Source organism: Pseudomonas sp. P110(2024) (assembly GCF_057480795.1).
Genome location: NZ_JBLIYT010000007.1, coordinates 52,766 through 75,903 on the forward strand (window position 1 = coordinate 52,766; position 23,138 = coordinate 75,903).

22 protein-coding genes are annotated in these 23,138 nt (G+C 61.4%); 10 read left to right on the forward strand and 12 right to left on the reverse strand.

The annotated features are described in order from the left end of the window. Position 1 precedes the first annotated feature (1 nt). From AC25ND_RS12555 to AC25ND_RS12575, 5 genes are all read left to right on the forward strand, one after another. Positions 2-1,600 (forward strand): ABC transporter ATP-binding protein, encoded by a 1,599-nt coding sequence (locus tag AC25ND_RS12555; RefSeq protein WP_486976367.1) that lies wholly within the window; start codon positions 2-4, stop codon positions 1,598-1,600. Positions 1,601-1,711: 111 nt separating this feature from the next. Further along, the gene (locus AC25ND_RS12560; protein WP_343582198.1) at positions 1,712-2,839 is read left to right on the forward strand and encodes a hypothetical protein; all 1,128 of its coding nucleotides are present in this window, start codon (positions 1,712-1,714) and stop codon (positions 2,837-2,839) included. Positions 2,840-3,408: 569 nt separating this feature from the next. After that, on the forward strand, positions 3,409-3,654 hold the full coding sequence (locus tag AC25ND_RS12565) for a hypothetical protein (protein ID WP_096048297.1): 246 nt from the start codon (positions 3,409-3,411) through the stop codon (positions 3,652-3,654). 198 nt (positions 3,655-3,852) lie between these two features. Continuing rightward, positions 3,853-4,122 (forward strand): DUF3077 domain-containing protein, encoded by a 270-nt coding sequence (locus AC25ND_RS12570; RefSeq protein WP_028690518.1) that lies wholly within the window; start codon positions 3,853-3,855, stop codon positions 4,120-4,122. Positions 4,123-4,722: 600 nt separating this feature from the next. Further along, a complete protein-coding gene (locus AC25ND_RS12575; RefSeq protein ID WP_213883895.1) occupies positions 4,723-6,069 on the forward strand; it encodes a hypothetical protein in 1,347 nt (448 codons plus the stop codon). A gap of 180 nt (positions 6,070-6,249) precedes the next feature. Here AC25ND_RS12575 and AC25ND_RS12580 read toward each other — a convergent pair whose 3' ends face one another. The 3 genes from AC25ND_RS12580 to AC25ND_RS12590 all read right to left on the reverse strand — a co-directional run bounded on the left by AC25ND_RS12580 (position 6,250) and on the right by AC25ND_RS12590 (position 9,906). Then, positions 6,250-7,413: an AAA family ATPase gene (locus tag AC25ND_RS12580; RefSeq protein ID WP_486976368.1), complete on the reverse strand. Its 1,164-nt coding sequence runs from the start codon at positions 7,411-7,413 to the stop codon at positions 6,250-6,252. Between the two features lie 82 nt (positions 7,414-7,495). Further along, positions 7,496-8,812, reverse strand: a complete 1,317-nt coding sequence (locus tag AC25ND_RS12585) for an APC family permease (protein WP_096048301.1) — start codon at positions 8,810-8,812, stop codon at positions 7,496-7,498. 281 nt (positions 8,813-9,093) lie between these two features. Beyond that, positions 9,094-9,906 (reverse strand): LuxR C-terminal-related transcriptional regulator, encoded by an 813-nt coding sequence (locus AC25ND_RS12590; RefSeq protein ID WP_062363637.1) that lies wholly within the window; start codon positions 9,904-9,906, stop codon positions 9,094-9,096. 123 nt (positions 9,907-10,029) lie between these two features. On the opposite strand from AC25ND_RS12590, the gene AC25ND_RS12595 reads away from it, so the two are divergent. The 3 genes from AC25ND_RS12595 (at position 10,030) to AC25ND_RS12605 (ending at position 12,005) form a co-directional block, all read left to right on the forward strand. After that, positions 10,030-10,845 (forward strand): carbon-nitrogen hydrolase family protein, encoded by an 816-nt coding sequence (locus AC25ND_RS12595; RefSeq protein WP_028690513.1) that lies wholly within the window; start codon positions 10,030-10,032, stop codon positions 10,843-10,845. A gap of 124 nt (positions 10,846-10,969) precedes the next feature. Beyond that, positions 10,970-11,629 (forward strand): hypothetical protein, encoded by a 660-nt coding sequence (locus tag AC25ND_RS12600; protein ID WP_207852839.1) that lies wholly within the window; start codon positions 10,970-10,972, stop codon positions 11,627-11,629. Next, positions 11,619-12,005 (forward strand): hypothetical protein, encoded by a 387-nt coding sequence (locus tag AC25ND_RS12605; RefSeq protein WP_247284265.1) that lies wholly within the window; start codon positions 11,619-11,621, stop codon positions 12,003-12,005. The genes AC25ND_RS12600 and AC25ND_RS12605 overlap by 11 nt, the downstream gene beginning before the upstream one ends. A 13-nt stretch (positions 12,006-12,018) precedes the next feature. Here AC25ND_RS12605 and AC25ND_RS12610 read toward each other — a convergent pair whose 3' ends face one another. The 3 genes from AC25ND_RS12610 to AC25ND_RS12620 all read right to left on the reverse strand — a co-directional run bounded on the left by AC25ND_RS12610 (position 12,019) and on the right by AC25ND_RS12620 (position 14,840). Beyond that, positions 12,019-12,561, reverse strand: a complete 543-nt coding sequence (locus AC25ND_RS12610; RefSeq protein WP_486976369.1) for a hypothetical protein — start codon at positions 12,559-12,561, stop codon at positions 12,019-12,021. Between the two features lie 117 nt (positions 12,562-12,678). Beyond that, the gene (locus AC25ND_RS12615) at positions 12,679-13,551 is read right to left on the reverse strand and encodes a contractile injection system protein, VgrG/Pvc8 family (protein WP_486976370.1); all 873 of its coding nucleotides are present in this window, start codon (positions 13,549-13,551) and stop codon (positions 12,679-12,681) included. A 185-nt stretch (positions 13,552-13,736) separates the two neighbouring features. Further along, a complete protein-coding gene (locus AC25ND_RS12620; RefSeq protein WP_486976371.1) occupies positions 13,737-14,840 on the reverse strand; it encodes a polyamine ABC transporter substrate-binding protein in 1,104 nt (367 codons plus the stop codon). 138 nt (positions 14,841-14,978) lie between these two features. On the opposite strand from AC25ND_RS12620, the gene AC25ND_RS12625 reads away from it, so the two are divergent. Then, on the forward strand, positions 14,979-15,770 hold the full coding sequence (locus AC25ND_RS12625) for a helix-turn-helix transcriptional regulator (RefSeq protein WP_069016236.1): 792 nt from the start codon (positions 14,979-14,981) through the stop codon (positions 15,768-15,770). 47 nt (positions 15,771-15,817) lie between these two features. Here AC25ND_RS12625 and AC25ND_RS12630 read toward each other — a convergent pair whose 3' ends face one another. Both AC25ND_RS12630 and AC25ND_RS12635 read right to left on the reverse strand, forming a co-directional pair. Beyond that, positions 15,818-16,249, reverse strand: a complete 432-nt coding sequence (locus AC25ND_RS12630) for an MAPEG family protein (RefSeq protein ID WP_486976372.1) — start codon at positions 16,247-16,249, stop codon at positions 15,818-15,820. Then, entirely contained in the window at positions 16,246-16,560 is a 315-nt protein-coding gene (locus tag AC25ND_RS12635; protein ID WP_028690506.1) for a hypothetical protein, read from the reverse strand. Before AC25ND_RS12635 ends, AC25ND_RS12630 begins: the two co-directional genes overlap by 4 nt. 112 nt (positions 16,561-16,672) lie before the next feature. Here AC25ND_RS12635 and AC25ND_RS12640 point away from each other — a divergent pair, with 112 nt between their 5' ends. Then, on the forward strand, positions 16,673-17,497 hold the full coding sequence (locus AC25ND_RS12640; RefSeq protein WP_259370197.1) for a helix-turn-helix domain-containing protein: 825 nt from the start codon (positions 16,673-16,675) through the stop codon (positions 17,495-17,497). Between the two features lie 45 nt (positions 17,498-17,542). Here AC25ND_RS12640 and AC25ND_RS12645 read toward each other — a convergent pair whose 3' ends face one another. From AC25ND_RS12645 to dctA, 4 genes are all read right to left on the reverse strand, one after another. Beyond that, positions 17,543-18,895 carry a spinster family MFS transporter gene (locus tag AC25ND_RS12645; RefSeq protein WP_028690504.1) on the reverse strand — a complete coding sequence of 451 codons (1,353 nt, stop codon included), beginning with the start codon at positions 18,893-18,895 and terminating at the stop codon, positions 17,543-17,545. A gap of 179 nt (positions 18,896-19,074) precedes the next feature. After that, positions 19,075-20,328, reverse strand: coding sequence for an OprD family porin (locus AC25ND_RS12650; protein ID WP_062363659.1), 1,254 nt, complete (start codon positions 20,326-20,328; stop codon positions 19,075-19,077). Positions 20,329-20,391: 63 nt separating this feature from the next. Next, complete coding sequence (locus tag AC25ND_RS12655; protein ID WP_028690502.1) at positions 20,392-21,696, reverse strand: CitMHS family transporter; 1,305 nt, start codon at positions 21,694-21,696, stop codon at positions 20,392-20,394. 124 nt (positions 21,697-21,820) lie between these two features. Further along, positions 21,821-23,134: a C4-dicarboxylate transporter DctA gene (dctA, locus tag AC25ND_RS12660; protein WP_088851577.1), complete on the reverse strand. Its 1,314-nt coding sequence runs from the start codon at positions 23,132-23,134 to the stop codon at positions 21,821-21,823. Between the last annotated feature and the right edge of the window lie 4 nt (positions 23,135-23,138).

A 23,138-nucleotide genomic window follows, 5' to 3' on the forward strand; every position in this document is an offset into this window, starting at 1 on the left:
CATGAGCCAAGACACCCTGATCGAAGTCCGCGACCTGGCGGTGGAGTTCGTCACTGGCGAGCAGGTCAACCGCGTGGTCGACGGCATCAGCTTCGACATCCGCAAGGGCGAGACCCTGGCCCTGGTCGGCGAAAGCGGCTCGGGCAAGTCGGTGACCGCCCATTCGATTTTGCGCCTGCTGCCCTACCCGCTGGCGCGGCATCCGTCCGGCACCATCCAGTACGGCGGCAAGGACCTGCTGCACCTGGGTGAGAAGCCCATGCAGCGCATTCGCGGCAACCGCATCGCGATGATCTTCCAGGAGCCGATGACCTCGCTGAACCCGCTGCACAGCATCGAGAAGCAGATCAACGAGATCCTCTTGCTGCACAAGGGGCTGACCGGCAAGGCCGCCACGGCACGCACGCTGGAGCTGCTGGAGCTGGTCGGCATTCCCGAGCCCAAGAAGCGCCTGAAAGCCCTGCCCCATGAGCTGTCCGGTGGCCAGCGCCAGCGGGTGATGATCGCCATGGCCCTGGCCAACGAGCCCGAACTGCTGATCGCCGACGAGCCCACCACGGCGCTCGACGTGACCGTGCAGTTGAAGATTCTCGACCTGCTCAAGGAGCTGCAGGCGCGCCTCGGCATGGCCCTGCTGCTGATCAGCCACGACCTCAACCTGGTGCGCCGCATCGCCCACCGCGTGTGCGTGATGCAGTGCGGCAAGATCGTCGAGCAGGCTGACTGCGCCACGCTGTTCAGCAAGCCGCAGCATCCGTATACGCAGATGCTGATCAATGCCGAGCCCAGTGGCGCGCCTGCCGCTAACGCCGAAGGGGCGCCATTGCTGGAGGTGAAGGACCTGAAGGTGTGGTTCCCGATCAAGAAGGGGCTGCTGCGCCGGACCGTGGACCATGTGAAGGCGGTAGATGGGGTGAACTTCAGCCTGCCCCAGGGGCAGACGCTGGGGATCGTTGGCGAGAGTGGGTCGGGCAAGTCCACCTTGGGGTTGGCCATCTTACGGTTGATTTCCAGCCAGGGTGGCATTCGCTTCCATGGGCAGGATCTTGAAGGGTTGAACCAGAAGGCCGTGCGGCCGCTGCGGCGAGAGATGCAGGTGGTGTTTCAGGATCCCTTCGGCAGCCTGAGCCCGCGTATGTGCGTGGCGGATATCGTTGGCGAGGGGTTACGGATTCACAAGATCGGCACGCCGGCTGAGCAGGAAGCGGCGATTATTGCGGCGTTGGAGGAAGTGGGGCTGGACCCTCGGACGCGGCATCGGTATCCCCATGAGTTTTCTGGGGGGCAGCGGCAGCGCATCGCCATTGCTCGGGCGTTGGTGTTGAAGCCGGCGCTGATTTTGCTGGATGAGCCGACCTCGGCGCTGGATCGGACGGTGCAGCGGCAGGTGGTGGAGCTTTTGCGGAATTTGCAGGTGAAGTACAACCTGACTTACCTGTTTATTAGTCATGACCTGGCGGTGGTCAAGGCGTTGAGTCATCAGCTGATGGTGATCAAGCATGGGCAGGTGGTTGAGCAGGGGGATGCGGGGGCTATCTTTCATGAGCCGAAGCATGGGTATACGAGGCAGTTGTTGGAGGCGGCGTTTATCGAGCGCTAAAGTTCAAAACCACCTAACGAATATCAACCTTGAAAACCATCATCTTTCAATAAATTAGAAACCCAAACCATTAACACGCAACACATGACACCCCACAAATCGAGAGTAAGAATGGAATCAAATAGCCAGAATCCAATACCACCCTCCACTTTGGATGAAACCACCGAATATTACGAAGGATTCTTCTCGAGCAAGCGAACAATATTCGAAAACGCCGAAAAAGAACTGAGACACGAAATAAATAAAAACACAACATTCTCAGAGGGCACCCCTAGATTTCTAGCCCTATCATTAACATCCATTTTTCGAAAAATATCTGCACAACCAGATCTATTTGAAAAAAGATGCGGACTCAACATAGGCTACATAGGCGACCAATTCACAAATGAAGCCTCATACATCGCCAACCAGGATTTCAGCAGATTGGATGCAGCCTTTGCGCTTGCCTATCGATTCCTAATCGAGTTCCAATTAATGACTCCAGGCGAACTCAGTGATGATTTAGCACGAGTCGCCCACCAGGTAACTGATCATGAATTCTCTGGAAACCTAGCATTAACCATAAAATACGCCGAGCACCAAATGGTGCTTCAGGTCTTGGGCAAGTACATACATCATCCTGGCATGATCGAAATAAAGGAACTCCCAAAAACCATTAGCCGACTAACCAAAGAACGTGAGACTAATGAAAAAGAATTATCTGAGCGGGAGCAGCGTGCAAACAATCTAAAAAGGTCCTTGGACACATATAAAGATGCGTTCAATTTTGTTGGATTGCACGAGGGCTTCAGAAAGCTTAGACAGCAAAAAACCAAGGAAGGCCGACTTAGACTGTCATGGCTTTTTCTCCTTGGAGGAGCAATGACTGCACCTTTCACCTACAAAATGTATGCATTTATAACCAATTCAACGACCGACAAAACTGACACCTACCTAATTGCAACAGTAGTTGGTTTCGAGATTTTGCTCGGCTATTTTTTTCGAGTTGCACTCCATGGATACAGAGCCATTAAAGCTCAACTAATCCAAATTGATCTCAGAATGGCGCTTTGCCAGTTCATCCAGGAATACGCGAAATACGCAAAAGACATTAGAAAGGACAGCCCCGAACTACTTGACCGCTTCGACCAGCTTATTTTTAGCGGCATCGTTAATAGCGAAGCAGCGATACCATCCACGCTCGACGGGCTAGAGCATGTAGCCAACGTACTCGACAAACTCAAAGCAAAACCAAACTAACAACACTCCATGCGCCCTAGCCCACACACTGTCTGGGCGCAAATAAATCTCAGCACCACAACCGGAAATACCTCTCCTTACAGCCTCAACAATAAAATCTAAAACCGGAGCCACAATACATCCAAACTGATAAAACCTAAAAACATACTCCACGCATTGGACATTAAGAACTCACAACCTCAAAGATTACGTAAAATCACCCAATGGTAAACCCATGTTCTCAGAGGATGCCTATTAGCTCATCATGCGCACGCTTCCGCTGTAGCATCCAAATCAGATTAATCCCCTTTCTTGTAGTCCTTTTCCCAAATATCCTCCTCTCGCCTTTTTTCCGTTGCAGCCTTTGGAAAGTAGTCCTAGTCTCGGCAAGTCGCTGAATTCAGCGATCGGCTTTGACAGGCCGCGACGGTACTAGGATTGCAGCACCTTCAATGGTAGCTGTACGTGCGGGCACGCTTGCGTGCGCCGGAACTTCCTATGTCCGCCGGTCTGTCAACCCACGTACAGCTGCCACCCTTCTGTTTGACAGCGGGCAGGTGGTGGTTCCTTTAGGGATATAGGAGCTCAATATGTTAAAGATCGTCCCCGATCCACCCCACAACCACCACTCCCTCGAAGACACCATCATCCAGGCCACGGAGTACGCCCTGTGCGCACAGACCGTGGCGCATCAGGCTGTTCTGCTGCATCCCAAGTCGCCCGTGTCGATTCTGGTCATGACCGCGATGCATGAAATGGAGGCGCTGCGGGTGCTGCTCGAATCGGCGTTGATTCAAGTGCAGATGCCGCAGGTGGAGCCTCGGACGTTGCACTAGGACTTAAGTCATTTGTTGGCTGGGCTGATGCAATCGCGGGGCAAGCCCGCTCCCACGCTGTAATCCAAACACGCTGTGATCCATAGCTGCGATCCACGCGCAGCACCCCACATGCGCTGTGATACATGTACCCGTGGGAGCGGGCTTGTCCCGCGATTGCGCAAGCCCAGGCACCGATCATTTCAGGGAGATTGAGCAATGAGCACAGACGACACCACGTCCCACACCACGGTGGGCAAGACCAAGTTCTACCAGGGTGAAGGGCATACCGACCCGCTGTTCTGCATCGAACCCGGCATCCCTTGCCAGCACGCACGGGAACAGGCTTCGGAGTTGATGGGCTGCGTATGCGACCTGACCATCACCGGGATCATGGAGGAGAAGCCTCAGTTGATCTGGGCATCGTATTACCTGAGTGCGCTGGCCAAGGCGCTGATGGATGATGCGGAGTTGGGGATGAAGCACTGACGCCACAGGCAAACGCGGGCCCTGTGGGAGCGGCCTTATGTCGCGAAAGGGCTGCGTAGCAGCCCCGGCAATCTTCGCAACACATCAGAAACCGGGGGCCGCTTTGCGGCCCTTTCGCGACACAAGGCCGCTCCCACAAGGGTTATGTGGTAGAGCCATCAATTCGGGGGACGTCCATGGAATGTCATGTCCGCCGCGCTCAGCGCGAAGACGTAGAAGCCATCAGCCGGATCGTGATCGCGGCGCTGCGCGCATCCAACTCGCCAATAGTCGCTGCGACCCTGGCACGACACCCGCAGCATGATGCCCCTGTGAACCAGGAGGTCGTATGGAAAGCTCCCTGCTTTGAGCTCTCGATATCGAACGAACACGCTGTTGCCAGGATGCCGAAGGATTGCATCGCAACGGATAGTCGCATGGCATGCTGCCTCCTCGCTCAGGCCCCTTGCACACCCTGCCTGGATGATGCCAAATTGATATCGCCGCATGCTCCAGCGTTTCCCTCCGCTGGGAATGGCATAGCGCGCTCGTGGCTTTATCCCGGGCCCGGCACCACGTCGGGCTTCCCCAATGCGTCATTTGCCGAATATGGAGTTCAGCATGACCAGCTTGTTCTCGACCGAAAACCTGGAGTTCGACCCCGCAAAAAGCGTGAGCATCAATGAGGTCAACAGCACCTTCACCGAACAAAGCCTCCATCCGCTGTTCGGCAAAGGCCCGTTGGGTGGGCAGGCAACGGCTGCAATTGCGCGCCAGCAAGCTCGCGAAGCGGTGTTCATGCAGCGTTTTTCCGACATGGACATCGACAAGTTCCAGCAAGTGCCACAAGACGACGGCGATGTCTGGCTGGTCGGCATGCAAACCATCGACGGCGAGCAGCACCATGTACACATCTCGCAGAACAGCTTGCTGGATTCTGTGCAACTGGTCGAAGCCACTGCCGCTGAAGTCGCATTGCGGGAAAAGAAGTACAAGATCGTGACCGATGAGATGTCCATCGAGATTGATGGCAAGCGTTACTTCGTCGACTCACACATCCCCTTCAATTTCGGCTTCGGTGGCGTCACCCGGACCGTGGTCAACTTCACGATTACCCTTGGCAGCTCGATCATTGTCACCAGTGCCTTGAAGGAACTGCTGAGCTACGCGGGCGGGCGCGGCCTCAGAGCAATCTTGAAAGACGCGGTCTCGAAAACCTGGGGCCTGTTCAAAGCCGTGCTCCGGGGAACGCTTCAAGCCGCCTCGCGCTTCCTCAGGGTATTTTTCTCGGGCATCTTCAACGGCCAGTTCAATGGTTTGATGGGGCGCTGTGTCCAGGGCCTTGCCCGTGGCTGGCGCAGTGCGTTTGCACCGCTGGAGGAAGGGGCTGTCGTTGCGGGAATATGGGGCGCGGTACTCATCATTGCCACAACGGTGATCCTGTCCCTGGTCCTGCACAACACCCGGCACAACCTGACGATCTACAACCTGACGAGCAAGGACCTGGTAGTGTCCGCCCCGCATATGGGGCACGGCGATACCGACACCCCAAATGAGATTGTCATCAAAGGCTACGACAACCGTGGGCCTTTCGGTAAATGGTACAACGCCTCTCCCATCAAGTCCGAGAGCAAGACCTATGTGTCCGGTATCGGCCTGGCGATGAACCTGTCACTGCGCGAGCCCGATAGCAAGGCCGCGGTCGCCGACTTCGCCTGCATGTTCGACATTCCCTACACCGGCACCAACTCGCTCAATGCCACCGCCCAGAAACAGGACAATATCGTCGATTACTACGATGCCAATGAAGGGCTCAACACCACTGGCCAGGCCAGCGCCAGTTCCGACCAATACGAAATCATCGTGACATACGACATTACCAGCGGCCAGCAATACGACCATGAGACCAAGGACAAGGGCTACATCTACAACTCGATGGTCATCGTGCGGGAGAAAGTAGCGGCCTGACATCCCGCGGCCAGCGTGCCATCGGCGAGCGCGGAGGGCGCTCGACCGACTGGCGCGCTGCGCAGTTTTGCCATGCGATGAGACAACGATGTATCGCGCATCCGCAATGCGACTTGTCCAGCGCGTGGAAGGCACTTGTAGTATGACTTCCAAATCATATAGCCATTGACCGCGGCCGACTCAGCGCTTGCCCAGCATCGCCTGGCGCTCCCGCCAGATCTCCTGCACGAACGGATCGGTCACGCCATACAGGCCATGCCCCCGGCGAATGATCAGGTTCGCTGCCAGCAACTCATTGGCCACCGGCTGGATCTCCTCCACCCGCACTTCACGCCCCACGAACGTCGAATACTCGCCCGCCGCCTCGCTGGAAAACACGCCCCGCGTCTCGCCATCCACGGAGGCGATCCGGGCGAAAATGGCCTGTGCCAGCACGCCCAGTTCCTCGACCTTCATCAGTTCCAGGTCGGCCGCCGCCGAGCGTAGCGTGGCCGCGATCACCGGCAGCACTACATTCGCCCCGGAACCGAGGCTGGGCGAGTGAATCAACTGACGCAGGGCACGGATGAACTCTTCAGGCCGGCTGCCCAGTGTCTTGAACGCCTCGGTCGCCACTTCCAGCGAAGGCAGGTTATCGAGGCCATCTGCGGCGAGCCGCTGGAGCCAGAACGCGACATAGCCCTCGTCAAGCACCGGATAGGCCACGTTGGTGGCGCCGACAAACGCCTGGTTACGCCGGGCGGTCAGCTCGTTGACCATGGCCCGGTGCGAGCCGGTGCCGATGAACAGGAAATGCCCAGGCGTCGCGGGCCTTGGGTTGATGGCGTCACGCGCGGCCTTCAGGGCCAGCATCATCTGCTGCCCGTCTTCTGTGGTGATGGCATGCTGCACTTCGTCGACGATCAGCACGACAGTCGCCTTGGCCTGGTCCACCGCTTCGGTCAGCGCTTCGGCAAGTGTCACGCCGCCTGCTTCACCCAGGGTATCGAGGTTGAAGCCGAACTTGAAACCGGCCACCTCCACCTCGGCGCCACGCACGCGCTTGAGACGCTGCATGAACGACGAGGTCGGTGTCTGCAGTTCGAGCAGGGCTTGGCGCACGGCAGCCAGCACCAGTTTCACCGGGCTTGTCTGGGTGTCGCTCCACAGGTCGACGTAGATCACCAGTGCGCCCTGTGCCTCCAGGGCCGGGATCAGATCGTTCTTGAGAAAGGTTGTCTTGCCCGTCCGGCGCAGGCCGGACAGGAACAACCCGGAGCGCAGGCCGATGTCCAGTGCCGAGGGCTTGAGCAGTTGCCTGGCCATGTCGGCCGCCAGTTCCGGGCGCAGGAAAATGTCAGCCATGGGTTTATCCCGAATTATGATCTACCAATAATTATTGGCCTGGAATAATTCCGTGTAAAGCCGCAGTGGCTAGCGCATCACCTCAAGACTCAACCTCCATCAGCCCCGGCGTGGGCTTGCTGAACCCCGCCGTCAGCCACATCAGGTACAACCCGCCACACACCAGCCAAGCCACCCCGGCCAGTATCACCACCGTGCTCAACAGCGACAGCAGATACAGGTTCACCCCAATCGCCAGCAGCGGAAACACCACGAACCCCACTCCACTCAACCGCTGCTTGCGCCGCTCACGCAGGTAGTACGCAATCACGCAGACATTCACCGCCGCAAACGCCAGGAACGCGCCGAAGTTGATCAGCGAAGCGGCCGAGCTCACATCCGCGCCGATCCCGATCAACCCCAGCCCGGCAATCAGCAGCAGGTTGAACACCGGCGTGCGCGCCCTGCCCTGCAGCTTGGCGAAATAGCGCGGCGGCAGCACGCCTTCGCGGCCCATGAAGTACAGCAGGCGGCTGGCGCTGACCTGCACCGCCAGGCACGAAGCGAAGCCGGCGACGATGCCGCCAAGGTTGACGAAGTCGGCGAAGAACTGCCCACCCACCTCGATCGACAGCGCATAGGTCGCAGTCTCTGGGTCGGCGAACTGGCCGCCGGGATGGCTCAGTTGCATCAGGTAGGCCACCGCCGTGAACAGCAGCCCGCCCACGCTGATCACCAGCAGCACCGCCCGGGGGATGTCGCGCTTGGGCTGCTCGGCCTCTTCGGCCAGGGTGGTCACGGCGTCGAACCCGAGGAACGAATAGGCGGCGATGGCGGCGGCGGCGGTGAGGCCGGTCAAGGTGCTGTGCTCGTTCCATACGGGGAGGGTGAAGCCGACCTGGGGCTGGCCGGCCACATAGCGCAGGCAGTAGCCAATGAACAGCAGCACCAGGGCCACGCTCAGGACCGTGAGCACTTTGTTCAGGCGGTCGGTCAGGGTCATGCCGCTGACGGTCACCGCCGTGGTCAGGCCGATGTTGATCAGCAGCCAGCCCCAGGTGGGCACCTGCGGGAACTGGGCGTTGAGGAACACCGACTGCAGCAGCCAGGCGACCATGGGCATGAACAGGTAGGCCAGCAGCACCGCCCAGCCGACCACGAAGCCGCAGCCAGGGCCCAGCAGGCGTTTGGCATAGTAGTAGGCCGAGCCGGACACCGGGAACAGGCGAGACAGCTTGGCGTAGCTCAGGGCCGACAGCAGCATGGCGCCGGTGGCCAGCAGGAAGGCGCTGGGGGCGATGCCGTCGCTGCGCTCGGAGATCACGCCGAAGATCACCATGGCCAGGCTCGGGCACATGTAGGCCAGGCCGAAGACGGTCAGGGAAGTCAGGGAGAGTTTTGCGGGGGTGGCGTCAGGCATGGGTGGCCTCCTGGCGCGCAGGGGCGATGCCACGGGCCGGGCCGTGAGCGAAATGAGCCATGGGTCATCCTCTTGTGATTGTTCTAGGGAATTGCCCAGCCGGTCTGGCTGCATGGGGGCGCAGGGACGGCGTGCACAGCAAGTTACTCGGGGGATGGCACCGGCTTTGCCGGTGATCGCGGGGCAAGCCCGCGCCTACAAGGTGCAGGGCCAGTATGCGGATCCCGGTGCGGATTCCTATAACGTCGAATGATTAACCCGGGGGTAATGGCGCAGGGGAATCACGGCGCCGGTTGCAGGCTGGCGAGGTCTTCGCCTGCCAAAAACAGCAGCGAGAACAGCTCGCTCTGGGAGTTCACGTCCAGCTTGCGGTACACGTTGCGGCGATGGACCTTCACCGTCTCGGCCGACAGTTTGAGCTTGATGGCCGTCTCCTTGTTCGAATGCCCCGACAGGATCAGCCGCACCACGTCCAGCTCCCGCGCCGTGAGCACCGACTCCAGCTGCCGGCGTGCCTCGTCGCGCCCCTGGGCCAGGCCCAGCGCGGGCTTGGCCGGTGCGCGCTCGGGCAGTTGCTCGAAGTGCAGCCGCTGGCGCAGCAGGCCGATCAGCCAGGGGCGCACCAGCTCCAGCTGGGCGATGGCCTGGGCGTCGAAACGTGAGCGCCCGCCCAGCGACAGGCACAGCGTGCGCCCATCGCCCAGGGCCAGGTTGAACTGCACCTCGTCGGCGACCACGTTGTGGGTGAAGTACAGGCGGTAGTAGTCGGTCTGCTGGAACTGCTCCGGGGCCACGTCGGCCAGGCGCACCAGGCCGGTCAGCGGCCGCTCGCGGCTGCTGATGTAGAACGGGTCGAGCAGGTACAGGCCGTTGGCGTACTCGCTCACCAGCGGGTCGATGCCCTCGCGCTCGTAAGGGCTCTGGTCGAAGATCAGCGGTTTGTCGTGGCTGAACAGCAGCGCCACCCAGGTGTCCACCTCGACGAAGTCGCCGAGCAGCGTGGCCAGTGTGCGCCAGAAGCTCGGGCGGTCGAGGTGCTCGATGCATTGGCCAACACCCTGGTGCCACGAAAGATCCTGCAGGCTCAAGCTCATGCCCTACCCCCGGGTTAACCCGTCGAAGTGATTGTTTTGCCAGTGATTGTTTTCATACTTGCACCACCCTTCGCAAATGTCACTCGCCCGCGGAAGGGTCGGGCCCAGCGAGACGGATTGCCCATGAAGATCGAAGTGGTACAGACGACAACCCGCGACGGCGACACCGCCCACAACCTGCGCGGTATCCTCGAGGCCCTGGCCCAGTGCGCGCCGGACACCGATATCCTGCTGTTCCCCGAGTCGCACCTGACCGGTTTTCTCACAGCAGATGACGTCGGCATGCTGTCCGAAGCCATCGACGGCGATGCCGTGCAGGCAGTGGTCGCGGCGGCGCGCCAGCACAATGTCGCGGTGGTGCTGGGGCTGTACGAGAACGACGGCGGCACCTTCTACAACACCACCCTGTTCATCGCCCCCGAAGGCATCCTGCTCACCTACCGCAAGACCCACCTGTGGTTGCCGGAGCACGGCATCGTCGTGCCGGGCGACCGCTTCGCCACCGTCGAATGGCGCGGCGTGCGCCTGGGCCTGTTGATCTGCTACGACAGCGAATTCCCCGAGACAGCGCGGGCACTGAAGGCCCTGGGCGCGCAGTTGATGCTGATCACCGATGGCCTGGCCGAACCGGAGGATCACGTGCACCGGGTGTCGGTGATGGCCCGGGCGATGGAGAACCAGGTGTTCGCCGTGGTTGCCAACCGCGTGGGCGAAGGGCCGGATGGCTGCGTGTTCGTGGGGGCGAGCCTGGCGGTGGACCCGTATGGCCACACGCTGTTCGAGGCCGGGCGTGGCGAGTCGCGGCATAGCGTGACCCTGGACCTGTCGCTGATCGGCAAGGCCCGCGCCTTCCATGACTACAGCGCCAACCAACGCATCCGGTTGCCGGGTGAGCGGATCGAGCATGCCAGTGGCGTATGGGAGCTGGTTATCGATTAAAGGAGGACACTCCCGTAACCGACAGGAGTGGTCCATTCAACGAGGCCCGAACCCGGCGCTCGTTCCCTGGCGCAACAACCGAAGCGCGATGCACAATGCCCGCGCCCATAACCAAGGAAGCCGAATGGACACCTCCCTGCTGGATGATTGGCGCGCCTTGGTCGAAGGCCACAGCGATATCGATAAATCCCAGTTCATCGCGCTGTTCAAGGAGCATGGCCAGCCCCACGAGGTGGCCACCATCCTCGAAGGCTTCAAGCACGCCCCCGAACTGGCCAGGCGCACGTTGGAAGTGCTGGCTGCCGGCACGCTTCCCTACCTGTACCTGCTCCCCACGCAACGAGGCACGCCAGAACAACTGGCAGCCGCTACCCGGCGATGGTTGGATGTGCAGGCCGACTTTTTCGAGCGGACGGGCGATTCAGAGTTGATGACCCTGACCCGCAATGCGCGGGTGATCTGCAAGCCCATGGCCGACCTCAAGGCTATCGACAACTTCGATATACCGGGCACCTGGGCCAACGAAGCATTAGGGGATGCGGTTCGCGAAGCCGCCGACTGCCATACCGCCGCCGACTACGCATTGTTCGAGGCCTGGTACGGCATCGCGGCGGACTATGGGCTGGCTTGGTACATCGCCGCCCCGCTCATTGCACTGGACATCGACTTTACCGCCTACTTCGAGCTATGGCGGCTGGGTGGAGCCTTTCTGCACCTGGGGGAAGAATGCTGGGTCGCCCAGCGCGTCGAAGCGTCGACCGAGGGTAACGTCATTGAGCCTTGATCTGTTCCTGGAAGCTGACGCATCGCTTGACGCAGCAGCACTGGCAAACGCCCTGCAAGCAGCTGGCGCGATTGAAGTCACGCGTACAAGCGACAGCCTGGAAGCCTACTTCGCGTCATGGCTGACGCTGACCGCCGACCTCGTCATCACCGACCACACCCTCTATGCAGAGGACACCAAACAGCTCGACTTCAGTGTCGCCACGCGCGCCAGCATCAGGATCAAAGGGCCTGGGCCGCAGGAACATTCACCCATGGCGGATCTGGACAAGATTGCCAATGCCATTGCGCGGACAGGCTCACGCTTCGTGATCAGCTTTCAATTCGAGCGAACCCTGTACTGGCAGGACGCAGAAGGATTGCATCGCGACATTTAACCGGCCCCATGCATCAACTGCCTTTCAATGCCTCCCCCGTCACCACATCAAAACGGTAGACGGTGTCGTAGAAATCCACGACTTCCACATGGTCAGGCGCCAGCTGAAAGCGTCCGGTGAAGATGTCGGCGCCCATGGCCTTCCAGATGACGTCGCCCTCAAGGGACAAACCTGTGATTTCCAGCTCGCCGTGCGAAATCAGTGCACGCTGCCGCGCAGCCCAATAGAGACCGAAACACGTCGCCAGATCCACCTTGCGCGACCAAAGCAGGTCATGGGGAGCGGTCAGCGACACGCAGGCAACCTGGTTGCCCACGGCCAATAGCAGCTTGTCGTCGATCACCAGCGCCGACTGTGCATGTACTCCTGTCCCGCCTCCGCCGGCACCGACCACCAGCAGGCCGAAGTCGTCCAGCATTACGCCATGAACCGATGACACGCCATCGTCGCCCAGGATGATTTCCCGCGCATAACACCGGATATTGTCTGTGGAGTCGAACGTGTAGGTCGGCTCGTCAACGACGGTAATCACGCCATATCGAGAGTCGATGTTCATCGGTGTGTCCCACCGGGGGGCAGGGAATCGTCAGCCATGGGTTTATTCGCAATTATTGAATGCCAATAATTATCGGCCTGGAATAATTTCGAATAAAGCTGCCGTGGTCGAAATGAGCTATCGGCAACACAGGCACCCACTGACCCGTGGCTGATCAGGATCGTTTCCGAGAAACGAGACCATTACCTCCATCCCCGTTCGCGGAGGCGTGACCGCGCAAGGCCAATCGGACGCCACCGACAGCCAACAACAGCTCTTGTCGTCGAACCTGTCCTCAGGATCCCAGGGAAACTTCACCTGAATCCGGGCAAGCCTCTGATCACACGGGCTCTCGTCATCCTCCACGGCAATGACCACGGCGGTCTGGTTCCCCGCCACCCGTGGTTTGGCATGAACCAGGGGCGGACGATACAGCACGCCCCACGGCAGCACCGCCTGGCCATCGGCAAACACCAGCACGTGGCCCTGGGCACTGTGCTGGAAGTGAAAACGGATGCCCTCCTCTTCACACAAGCGCTGGACGAAGTGCAGGTCCGTTTCGCCATACTGGGTGCAGTAGTCGCGCTCGGGGTAGCTCGCACTCAGCTCGAAGCGGTAAGCGTCGCCCACGATCCCATGCTCTTCCAGGATCAGGGCAACGATCCTGGGCACCGAGAACTGTTGAAAGATCCGCTGGTTGATGCGGTGACGCAGGTAGGACAAGTGCGGCACCAGGGTCAAGCTGTAACGCGCCGAACACGGGGCCTGCCTCATCGGCGCGATGTGGTAGATCCGCCCATGGATGCCATTGCCGTTCATGTCGAAGCTGAAGAACGCCTCGAGGTCGAGGAAGCGTTCAAGGTCCAGGTCGGGCCATTCGCTGGCCAGTTCCACGTTGAAAAAGAAAGGCCTGTTGGCCACCGCTTCCCCGGTGTAGCCGAGCACCTGGAAATCGTGCTCCACGCCTTCGATCGTCAAGTTCAAGTGTGTCTTCTGGGCTGGGCTGAACATCCGCTGTTCTCCTCCGGCTCAAGATGAAATCAGGTACGCAAGACCCGCCCGCCTCGGCTGGGCAGCCGGATACCGCGAGACGATGGTGTTCGCTGGTGCTTGAAGCAATAGGCCGCAGGCAACCTTGGTCAACGCGCTGTCCGGTACTCCCTTGCACCGGGCAGCGGCCGACACGTCAACTCAAGTCAGACGCCACTCTTCACCTTGGTCCAGACCCGCGTGCGGATCCGCTCCAGTTTCAACGGCAGCGGCTCGAGCGGGATCAACGTGGCAATCGTCTTCTTGTCGGGGTAGATCCACGGGTTGTCCCGCAGCGCCTGCTCGACGAACTGGGTGGCGTCCTTGTTGGCGTTGGGGTACAGGGTGTGGTTCGAGGTCTTGGCGATCACTTCCGGGCGCATCATGTAGTTGATGAACGCCATGCCTGCCTTGGGATGGGGCGCATCCTTGAGCAGCACCAGGTTTTCCGACCACACCAGCGCGCCTTCGCGCGGCAGGCTGTAGTTGATCCTGCGCCCGGTGTTGTTCTTCTCGTTGAGGGCCTGGGCGGCCAGGGCGCCGTTGGCCCAGCCGACCACCGCGCAGATATTGCCGTCGGCCATGTCGGTGTCGATGCGCGACGAGTCGAAATACAGCACGTAGGGGCGGATCTTCATCAGCAGGTCTTGCGCCTTCTGGTAATCCGCAGGATTGCTGCTGTTGCTGGGCAGGCCCAGGTAGTTCAGGGCAATCGAGATGATCTCGCTGGGCGAGTCGAGCATCGCCACGCCACAGGATTTGAGCTTGCTGATGTTCTCTTCCTTGAAGATCAGGTCCCAGCTGTCCACCGGCGCCTGGTCGCCCAACGCGGCCTTGACCTTGTCGACGTCGTAGCCGATGCCGGTGGTGCCCCACAGGTAAGGCACCGCGTAGCGGTTGCCGGGGTCGTTGACCGACAACTGGGCGAGGATATCGGGGTCGATGTGCGACAGGTTGCCCAGTTGCGCGCGGTCCAGCGGCTGGAGCACGCCCGCCGCGATCAGGCTGGGCAGTACGTTGGAAGTGGCCACCACCACGTCATACCCGGTGCGCCCGGCCATGACCTTGCTCTGCATGATGTCGGCGCTGTCGAACGCGTCCATGTGAACGCGGGTGCCGGTTTCCTGCTCGAACGCCTTGGGCGTCTCCGGCGCGAGCAGCCCGAACCAGTTGTACAGGTGCATCCCGGGCTCGGCGGCCAGCACCGAGGTGCTGATCCCTGCGCAGAGCAGCGAGGCCGAAAAAAGGGTTCGCAAACGTGACCTTCTCATGCAACATCCTTATCGAATCGATGTATCTTCACGGCCATCCTAGGCCCAGTGAGCGACTATACCGGGCAGGACCGGATAGTAAATACCTCGGAATACTTACCTCTGACCTGCGAGTTCCTAACCCAAAAGGGGTAGATAATGCCGTTCGACCTGCAAAGCCTGGCCTGGCACCGATCGATCGGCAAGCTGATCATGCAGCTGGACCGTCCGGCGTTCTGGAGTTCGCTGGTTCGGGTATTGAACGAGTACGTGCAGATCGACAACTGGGTGGTATTGATCTTCGCCAGCCAGCAAGTGGAAGTGGTGAGCCTGCCCGAGGTGGCGGATGCCGAAGAAGTCAACGCGTTCATCCATCGCTATGTGAAGGGGCTCTACCTGCTGGACCCGTTCTACATCGCCAACCGGGAAAACCCGCAGAGCGGGTTCTTCCACCTGCTGGATATCGCGCCGGAGTACTTTCTCGAAACCGAGTACTACCACCAGTACTTCGCGCACTACATCTCGGCCGATGAGGCGCAGTACAACGTTCAGCTCGACGCTGACCGCACGCTATGCATCTCCATTGGCAGCAAGGCGCGCTTCAGCCAGGAGCAGATCACCATCCTCGACCTCATCAAGCCCTGGGTGACGGCCTTGATGCACCAGCGCATGGCCTTCGAGGTGGATGTCGAGAAGGACCTTGCCGAGGTACCGCCCTGGCAGGAAACACTGACCCAGCTGGGCGCGCAGATCACCACCCGTGAAAGCGATGTACTGAGACTGCTGCTGAGCGGTTTCTCCAACAAAGAGATTGCCGGAAAGCTTTCACTCTCGGCGGAAACGGTGAAAGTGCACCGCCGGAACATTTACGCCAAGTTGAACATCAAGTCTCAATCGGAATTGTTTGCTCGCTTCTTTGTGCCGAAGTCGGATGCTTTCTGTACCAGTTGAATTCAGGCATCTTGCCTGCCGCCGGCTGCTGCACGCCTGGCAGACCTTCAAGGCGTCGATGCCAGCGCCTCGATGACCAAGGTCGCCAACCCGATCAAACAGATTACCCCCACGCCATAACTCACCGTCCGCCACGGCTGGATACCCGCCAGGTAAGTCACCGTATGCGACACCCTGGCCACGGTGAATACCCCGCTCAGCCAAGCCGTCATGGCAACCGGCGCCTCCAGTACGACCGCCAGGCCGCCCAGCGCGAGGAACATCGGGATGTTCTCCAGATCGTTGCGCCAGGCCTGCATGGCCCGCGTGACCTGCGGCAGTTCCGCAGGGCAAGCCGAACGCTTGAACACCGCCGCATCCTCGCTGTTGGTGAAGGCCAGGAAGCGCAGGCGGAAGTAACCTTGGTAGCAGGAAATCGCCAGCATCTTGAAGAACAGCACCACTACGCAGCAGGCGTAGACCGCCAGGGCGCCGCTCATGCCCCTGGCCTCTGCGCCAAGCCCTTGACCACGATGTACAGCAGCGGCCCCAGGGAGACAAACAGCGCCGTCAGCACCAGATAGGGCAAGACACCAAGCAACGACCCGCCCCGCTGGCGCTGGTCGTTTGCCATCCAGATACAGCCCAGACCGGCCATCACATACAGGTCGATAACGACCTGGGCCGTATCGGGTCGGGACAGCAGATCGAGGCCAAAGGCAAGAAGTGATTGCTCGGCACTCATCAACGTCCAACCGGTGTACAGGGTGAACAGCAACAACACTGGCAGCGCGATCCATCGTGCGTTCATTCGTCGATTCCTTCAGAGGCGATGTTGCCGTCACGGTAGTGATAGAGTCGTCCCCGCCTCAATGACCTCACAGGTCATGGAGGCTTCAGCCAAGGACAGCCAGAGTCGACGCATGAGCCTTTCTCCCTTTCACCCGATGCACACACCTGCCATCACCGATGCCGGAGAGCACCTGCGCCGCCTACGCCGCCAGGCCGGGCTCAGCCAGCTCGACTTGGCGCTGGTGGCCGGCCTGTCGCAACGCCACCTGAGCTGCGTCGAAACCGGCCGCGCCAAGGCCAGCCCGAGCACCCTGCATGCCCTGCTCAGCGCGCTGGAAGTGCCGCTCGAACACCGCAACGAGGTGTTCCTCGCGGCAGGTTACGCACCACGCTATACGGCCTCGGCACCGGACGCCCCAGCCATGAAGATGGTGCATGACGCAGTGGAGCACATCCTGCAGGCCAACAACCCCGCACCGGCCATCGTCATCGCCAGCAACTGGGACATCACGGCGGCCAATGCCAGTGCCGGGCTGTTGTTCACCATGGTTGGCGTACCGACGAGCAGCACCTCGGGCCTGAACCTGCTGGACACACTGCTGCGCCCGGGCGGACTGGGTGATCATCTGGTCAATGCCGATGAGATACGGGCGATCGCCTGGCAGCGGGCGGCCAGGGAGGCGGTGGGCAATCCAGAATTGGCTCGGCGGCTGCAAAGCTTGCCCGTGCCACCCGCACTGGCGCCGGACACGCCGCCGTCACCGCTGGTGCTGACCCGGGTGCGTGCTGCCGAGGGCGAACTTAGGTTCCTGTCCACCTTCACCACCTTCGGCATGCCGCAGGACATCACGGTGGCATCGCTGCGCATCGAACACCTGGTACCGGCCGACGGCACCACGTGGCGAACAATGACGGCGGCCTTTGATCAATGGCTGGCTCGGCAGCAGCAACAATGAAACCAATGATGATCAGGCCGCAACATCTGACCAAACTACTGGGATTCAGGCCTGTGCCGCCTGCCCCGCCACCGCTGCGCCATCCAGCACCATGCCCTCGCGCATCCGCTGCGCATCCCGGCTGAAACACCGCGAGGCCGCCAGCAGGAACACCATGGTCAGCAACAGGGCCACGGGGATCAGGTACATCGCGTCATGCAGCCCCTGGGCCTTGAACGCTTCGCTCATCGCCACCTCGCCCGCCGCCGCCATGGCCGACACGGCAAAATGATCCGACAGTCCACCGACCACCACCGGCCCCAGGCCGCCACCCAGCAGGTACAGCCCAGCGAAGAACAGCGCCATGGCCGTGGCCCGCAGGCGCGGTTGCACCACGTCCTGGATGGCGGTGTACACGCAGGTGTAGAAGTTGTAGGAGAACAGCCAGCCGACCCCGAACACCGCCACGAACACCCCCAGTTCGATGCGCCCGGCATGTAGAGCCCAGGCGGTACACAAGGTCGCCACCAGCATGCTCAACGCGGCGAACACCAGACGGCCGTTGGCGAAGCGCTGGTGCACCTTGTCGGCCATCCAGCCGCCAAGGGTCAGGCCCACCAGGCCGCTCAGGCCGACGATCATCCCGGTGGCCACCGCAGCGTCGTGCAGCGGCAACGCGAAGTAGCGCTGCAGCATCGGCACCATGAACGAGTTGCAGGCATACGAGGCGAAGTTGAAGGTCAGCCCCGCCAGCACCAGCCAGGCGAAGGTGGGCACGCTCAACACCCGGCGCAGGGGGCGGTCCAGCGGGGCCTGGGCGGTGGCCACCGTCTCCGCCGCGCCGCGCGCGGGCTCGCGGATCATGAAGATGAACAGCGCCAGCAGCACGCCAGGCACGGCGGCGATGAAGAACGGCGCGCGCCAGCTGTCGAAGGCCTGGACCATCGCACCGATGGTGAAGAATGCCAGCAGCAGGCCCAGCGGCAGGCCAAGCATGAAGATGCCCATCGCCCGCGCCCGCCGTCCGGCCGGGAACAGGTCGCCGATCAGCGAGTTGGCGGCCGGCGCGTAGCTGGCCTCGCCGATGCCCACGCCCATGCGTACCAGCAAAAAACTCCAGAAACTGCCGACCATGCCGTTGACCGCCGTCAGCCCGCTCCAGACCAGCAGGCCCCAGCCCATCAGCCGGCTGCGCGAGCCGGTGTCGGCGATACGCGCCAGCGGCAGGCCGGCGATGGCGTAGACCAGGGTGAAGGCGGTGCCGATGATGCCGATCTGGAAGTCGCTCAGGTGCCACTCCAGACGGATCGGCTCGATGACGATGGCGGGGATGGTGCGGTCGAAGAAGTTGAACAGGTTGGCCAGGAACAGCAGGAACAGGATGCGCCAGGCGTTGGAGGCTTGGGTGGCGGTGGGCATAGTCGAGTCCCTCGTTATTGTTGTTCGGGGCTTCCAGCACGCCTTTGCAATCTAGAGGGACATCAGGCCATCGTCTGCCAACATTGATCGCGTTGATAGCAGCCGATGGACCTCGGCAAGCCCGCCATCAATGCCCACAACCACCGCCTGGACGCGCACCGTCCACCCAGGATGGACACTCACCAAAGCGCGATGTCGTAGGTCAGGTACACACGGTTGCTGTCGCGACCGCGGGCGAAGTCGGAACGATAGACATAGTTGCGCAACCTCACCCCCAGGCCTTTGAGCGGGCCACCCTGGACCACGTAGGCCAGCTCGGCGTCACGCTCCCATTCCTTGATACCCGCTTCCCCGGCGCGACCGTTGTCGCCGCTGAGGTAGCGCGTCATGAAGGTCAGCCCGGGCACCCCTGCGGCGGCGAAGTTGTAGGCATAGCTGGCCATCCAGGTTTTTTCCTGCTCCTCGATGAACTTGCCGATACCGACGTTGCTGAATGAATACACCGTTGCGCCGCTGATATAGGGCAGCCCCGCCTCGCCATCAAGCACCTGGTAGCCGGCACCGACCGTATGCCCGGAATGCGCATACGCCAGTTGCCCGCTGTACAGGTCGTTGTCGATGGCGCCGCCATGGGCGGCACCGCTGTCGCGGCTCCTGAAGTAGCGCAGGTCGGTGGTCAGCACCCCGCCGGCCAGCGGCAGGTCATGCACCAGGCCGGCGAAGTCCTGGCGATAGAAGCCGTCGAGCCGGGCGTGGAAGTAGCTCAGGCGCAGCGGCTTGCCCACCGCATAATCGGCACCGACGTAGGAGAAATCACCGGACGCGTTGCCGCTGTAGCCATCCAGGTACAAGCCGGTGCTGTCCGAGGAGTCGCGCAACTTGAACTTGTCCAGGTGACCGGCGGTGAGGCTCAACCCATCGATGTCGGTGCTGGTCAGCTGCGTGCCCTGGTAAGTCTGCGGCAACAACCGCGCGTCGTTGTAGACCAGCACCGGGGTCTTGGGCAGCAAGGTGCCGTGCTTGATCACGGTCTGGCCCAGGCGCGCCTTGGCGGTCAGGCCGGCGCTGCTGAATTCGTCCGCGGCCCGACCGTCGTCGTGCACCGGCAGCAGGCCGCTGCCGCTGCGCCCGCGTCCGGAGTCCAACCGCACGCCCACCAGGGCCAGGGCATCGAGCCCAACGCCCAAGGTGCCTTGGGTGAACCCGGACTGGTAGTCGAGCAAAAAGCCCTGCGCCCACTCGGTCCGCTCATGCTTGGCGGAGGCCGCCGCGCGTGGGGACAGGCCCTGCTCGTCACGGAAGTTCTCGTTGAAATAGACGTTGCGCAGCTGCAGCTTGAGCTTGCCGTCGTCGACGAATCCGCCAGCGCCGGCAACGGGCAACCAGCCGCAGAGCAGGCCACAGGTGGCCCCACGGAAAACACTTCGGAACATGATCGGTACTCTGTTGTTGTTCTTGGATGAGCGGTGGGTGGGCGCCGCGTGGCGCCCGGTGATTCACACGAAGAAGGACAAGGCACCTGTGAGCAGCGCCAGCGCGGTGATCACCAGCGAGGTAAGCACCGCCCACTTGACGGTGGCTTTCTGGAAGTCGCCGATATCGCGGTCGACCATCCCCACCAGCAACAGGGTCGAGGCTACCAACGGGCTCATCAGGTGCACCGGCTGCCCCAGTACCGAGGCGCGGGCGATTTCCACCGGGTCGATGCCATAGGCCGCGGCCGCGTTGGCCAGGATCGGCACCACCCCGAAGTAGTAGGCGTCATTGGACAGTACGAAGGTCAGCGGCATGCTGGTCAGCGCCACCACCAGCGGGAACCAGTGGCTCCAGGCGTCGGGGATCCAGTCCACCAAGGTCTGGGCGAGGGCGTCGACCATTTTGGTGCCGGAGAAGATGCCGGCGAATATGCCGGCGGCGAACACCAGCAGCACGACGGTCATGGCATTGCCCGAATGGGCGAGAATGCGCTCCTTCTGCAGTTCCAGTTGCGGATAGTTGATCATCAACGCGGCGACGAAACCGATCATGAACAGCAGCGCGGAATGCATCACGCCCATCACCAGCGCGGTCATCACGGCGATCACCAGCATCAGGTTCACATAGGCCAGGCGCGGACGCTTGTGTGGGTTGTCGCCGAGGATCTCCTTGATGTAGCAATTGCCGCCCCCTGACGCCAGGGTGACATTGCCGATGCGCCGACGCTCGGCGCGCCCCAACAGATAGGCGGTGAACACCACCCAGACCGCGCCGCCGATCACGGTGGGCAGCATCGGGATGAAGTATTCGGTCGCATCCAGGCCAAGGGCGGCGATCGCGCGGGTGGCAGGCCCGCCCCAGGGGCTCATGCCGCTCATGATGCTCAGCGATAGCATCGACACCGTGGCCAAAATCATCGGGTTCATGCCGATGCGTTTATACAGCGGCAGCATCGCCGCGCAGGTGATCATGTAGGTGGTGGTGCCGTCGCCGTCGAGGGCAACCAGCAACGACAGCAGCGCGGTGCCTATGGCGATCTTGATCGGATCGCCGTTCACCCGCTTGAGAATCTTGCGGATCAAAGGATCGAACAGGCCGGCATCGATCATCAGGCCGAAGAACAGGATGGCGAACAGCAGCAACGCCGCCGAGGGTGCCACCATCTTCAGGCCATCGAGCATCATCTTGCCGAGCTCGGGAGCGAAACCGCCGATCACGGCGAAAACGATGGGTACCACTGTGAGCGCGACGATCGGCGACAGGCGTTTGCTCATGATCAGGTAGGTGAACGTCACCACCATGATCAGGCCCAGGAGTGCGAGCATGGTTTTTTCTCTTGTTTTTATTCTGTGTTTGGCCGCCCGACGCGCAGGCGGCCCCCTGCCCCACCCGGCATCGCAGGGATGCTGGGGGGAAGTCTACTGCAACATGGGAGCGATAACTGGTTGGTCAGCCGTGCCGGGGAGGCTGCGCGGACCACTCGGGGTGAGCGTCGACGGCTTCGTCGGCCGCCGATGGCGCGCCGTCGAGGCGGCGCAGCAAGGTTTCGCGATCGCAGGCATGCTCCGACAGCGAGATGACCACGGTGGCCACGGCGTTGCTGGCCAGGCTGGTCAGGGCCCGCGCCTCGGACATGAAGCGATCGATACCGATCAACAAGGCAAGCCCGGCCAGCGGTATGTCGTGGATGACCGTGAGGGTCGAGGCCAACGCCACGAAGCCGCTGCCGGTCACGCCGGCGGCCCCCTTGGACGACAGCAGCATGATTGCCAGCATGGTCACCGTCTGCCCGAGGGTCAGGTCGATGTTGCAGGCCTGCGCGATGAACACGGCCGCCAGCGACAGGTAGATGGCGGTGCCATCGAGGTTGAAGGAATACCCGGTTGGCAGCACCAGCCCTACCACGCCTTTGCGACAACCGAGCCGCTCGAGCTTTTCGAGCATGCGCGGCAGCACCGGCTCGGTGGACGAGGTACCCAGCACCACCAGAAATTCTTCGCGGAAATAGCGCAGCAGCTTCCACAGGCTGAAGCCATGGGCGCGACAGATGCCGCCCAGCACAACCAGGACGAAGAAGGCGCAAGCGATGTACAGCGTGCCCACCAGCTTGGCCAGGGCGCCGAGGGAGGTAACGCCGTATTGCCCGACGGTGAAGGCCAGCGCACCGAACGCACCGACCGGGGCGAAACGCATCAGGTAACCGAAGATGCGGAACACCATGATCGAGACCGACTCCAGCACCGCAAGGACGGGCCGGCCCTTCTCGCCCATGGACGACAGGGCGAAGCCGCTGAGTACGGCGATGAACAGCACCGGCAGCACCTCACCCTTGTTGAAGGCACCGACGAATGTCTCCGGAATGATGTGCATGAAGAAGTCGACCACGCCCAGTTTCGCCGCCGAGGCGGCGTACTGGCCCAGGCCTTCTGTACTCAGGGTGGCAGGATCGATGTTCATGCCGGCGCCGGGCCGGAACAGGTACACCGCCGCCAGGCCGATCACCAGGCTGATAACGGTCAGCAGCAGGAACAACAGCAAGGTCTTGCTCATCAGGCGCCCCAGGGAGCGCTTGTCGGTCATGCCGGCAATGCCGGTGACGATGGTGCAGAACACCACTGGCGCGATCATCATCTTGATCAACTTGATGAAGGCGTCGCCCAGAGGTTTGAGGGCAACGGCCTGTTGCGCCCAGAAGTGGCCGACCACCACGCCCAGCAGGACGGCGCAGAGGATCTGGAAATACAGGGATCTGGCAAGTTTCATGAGG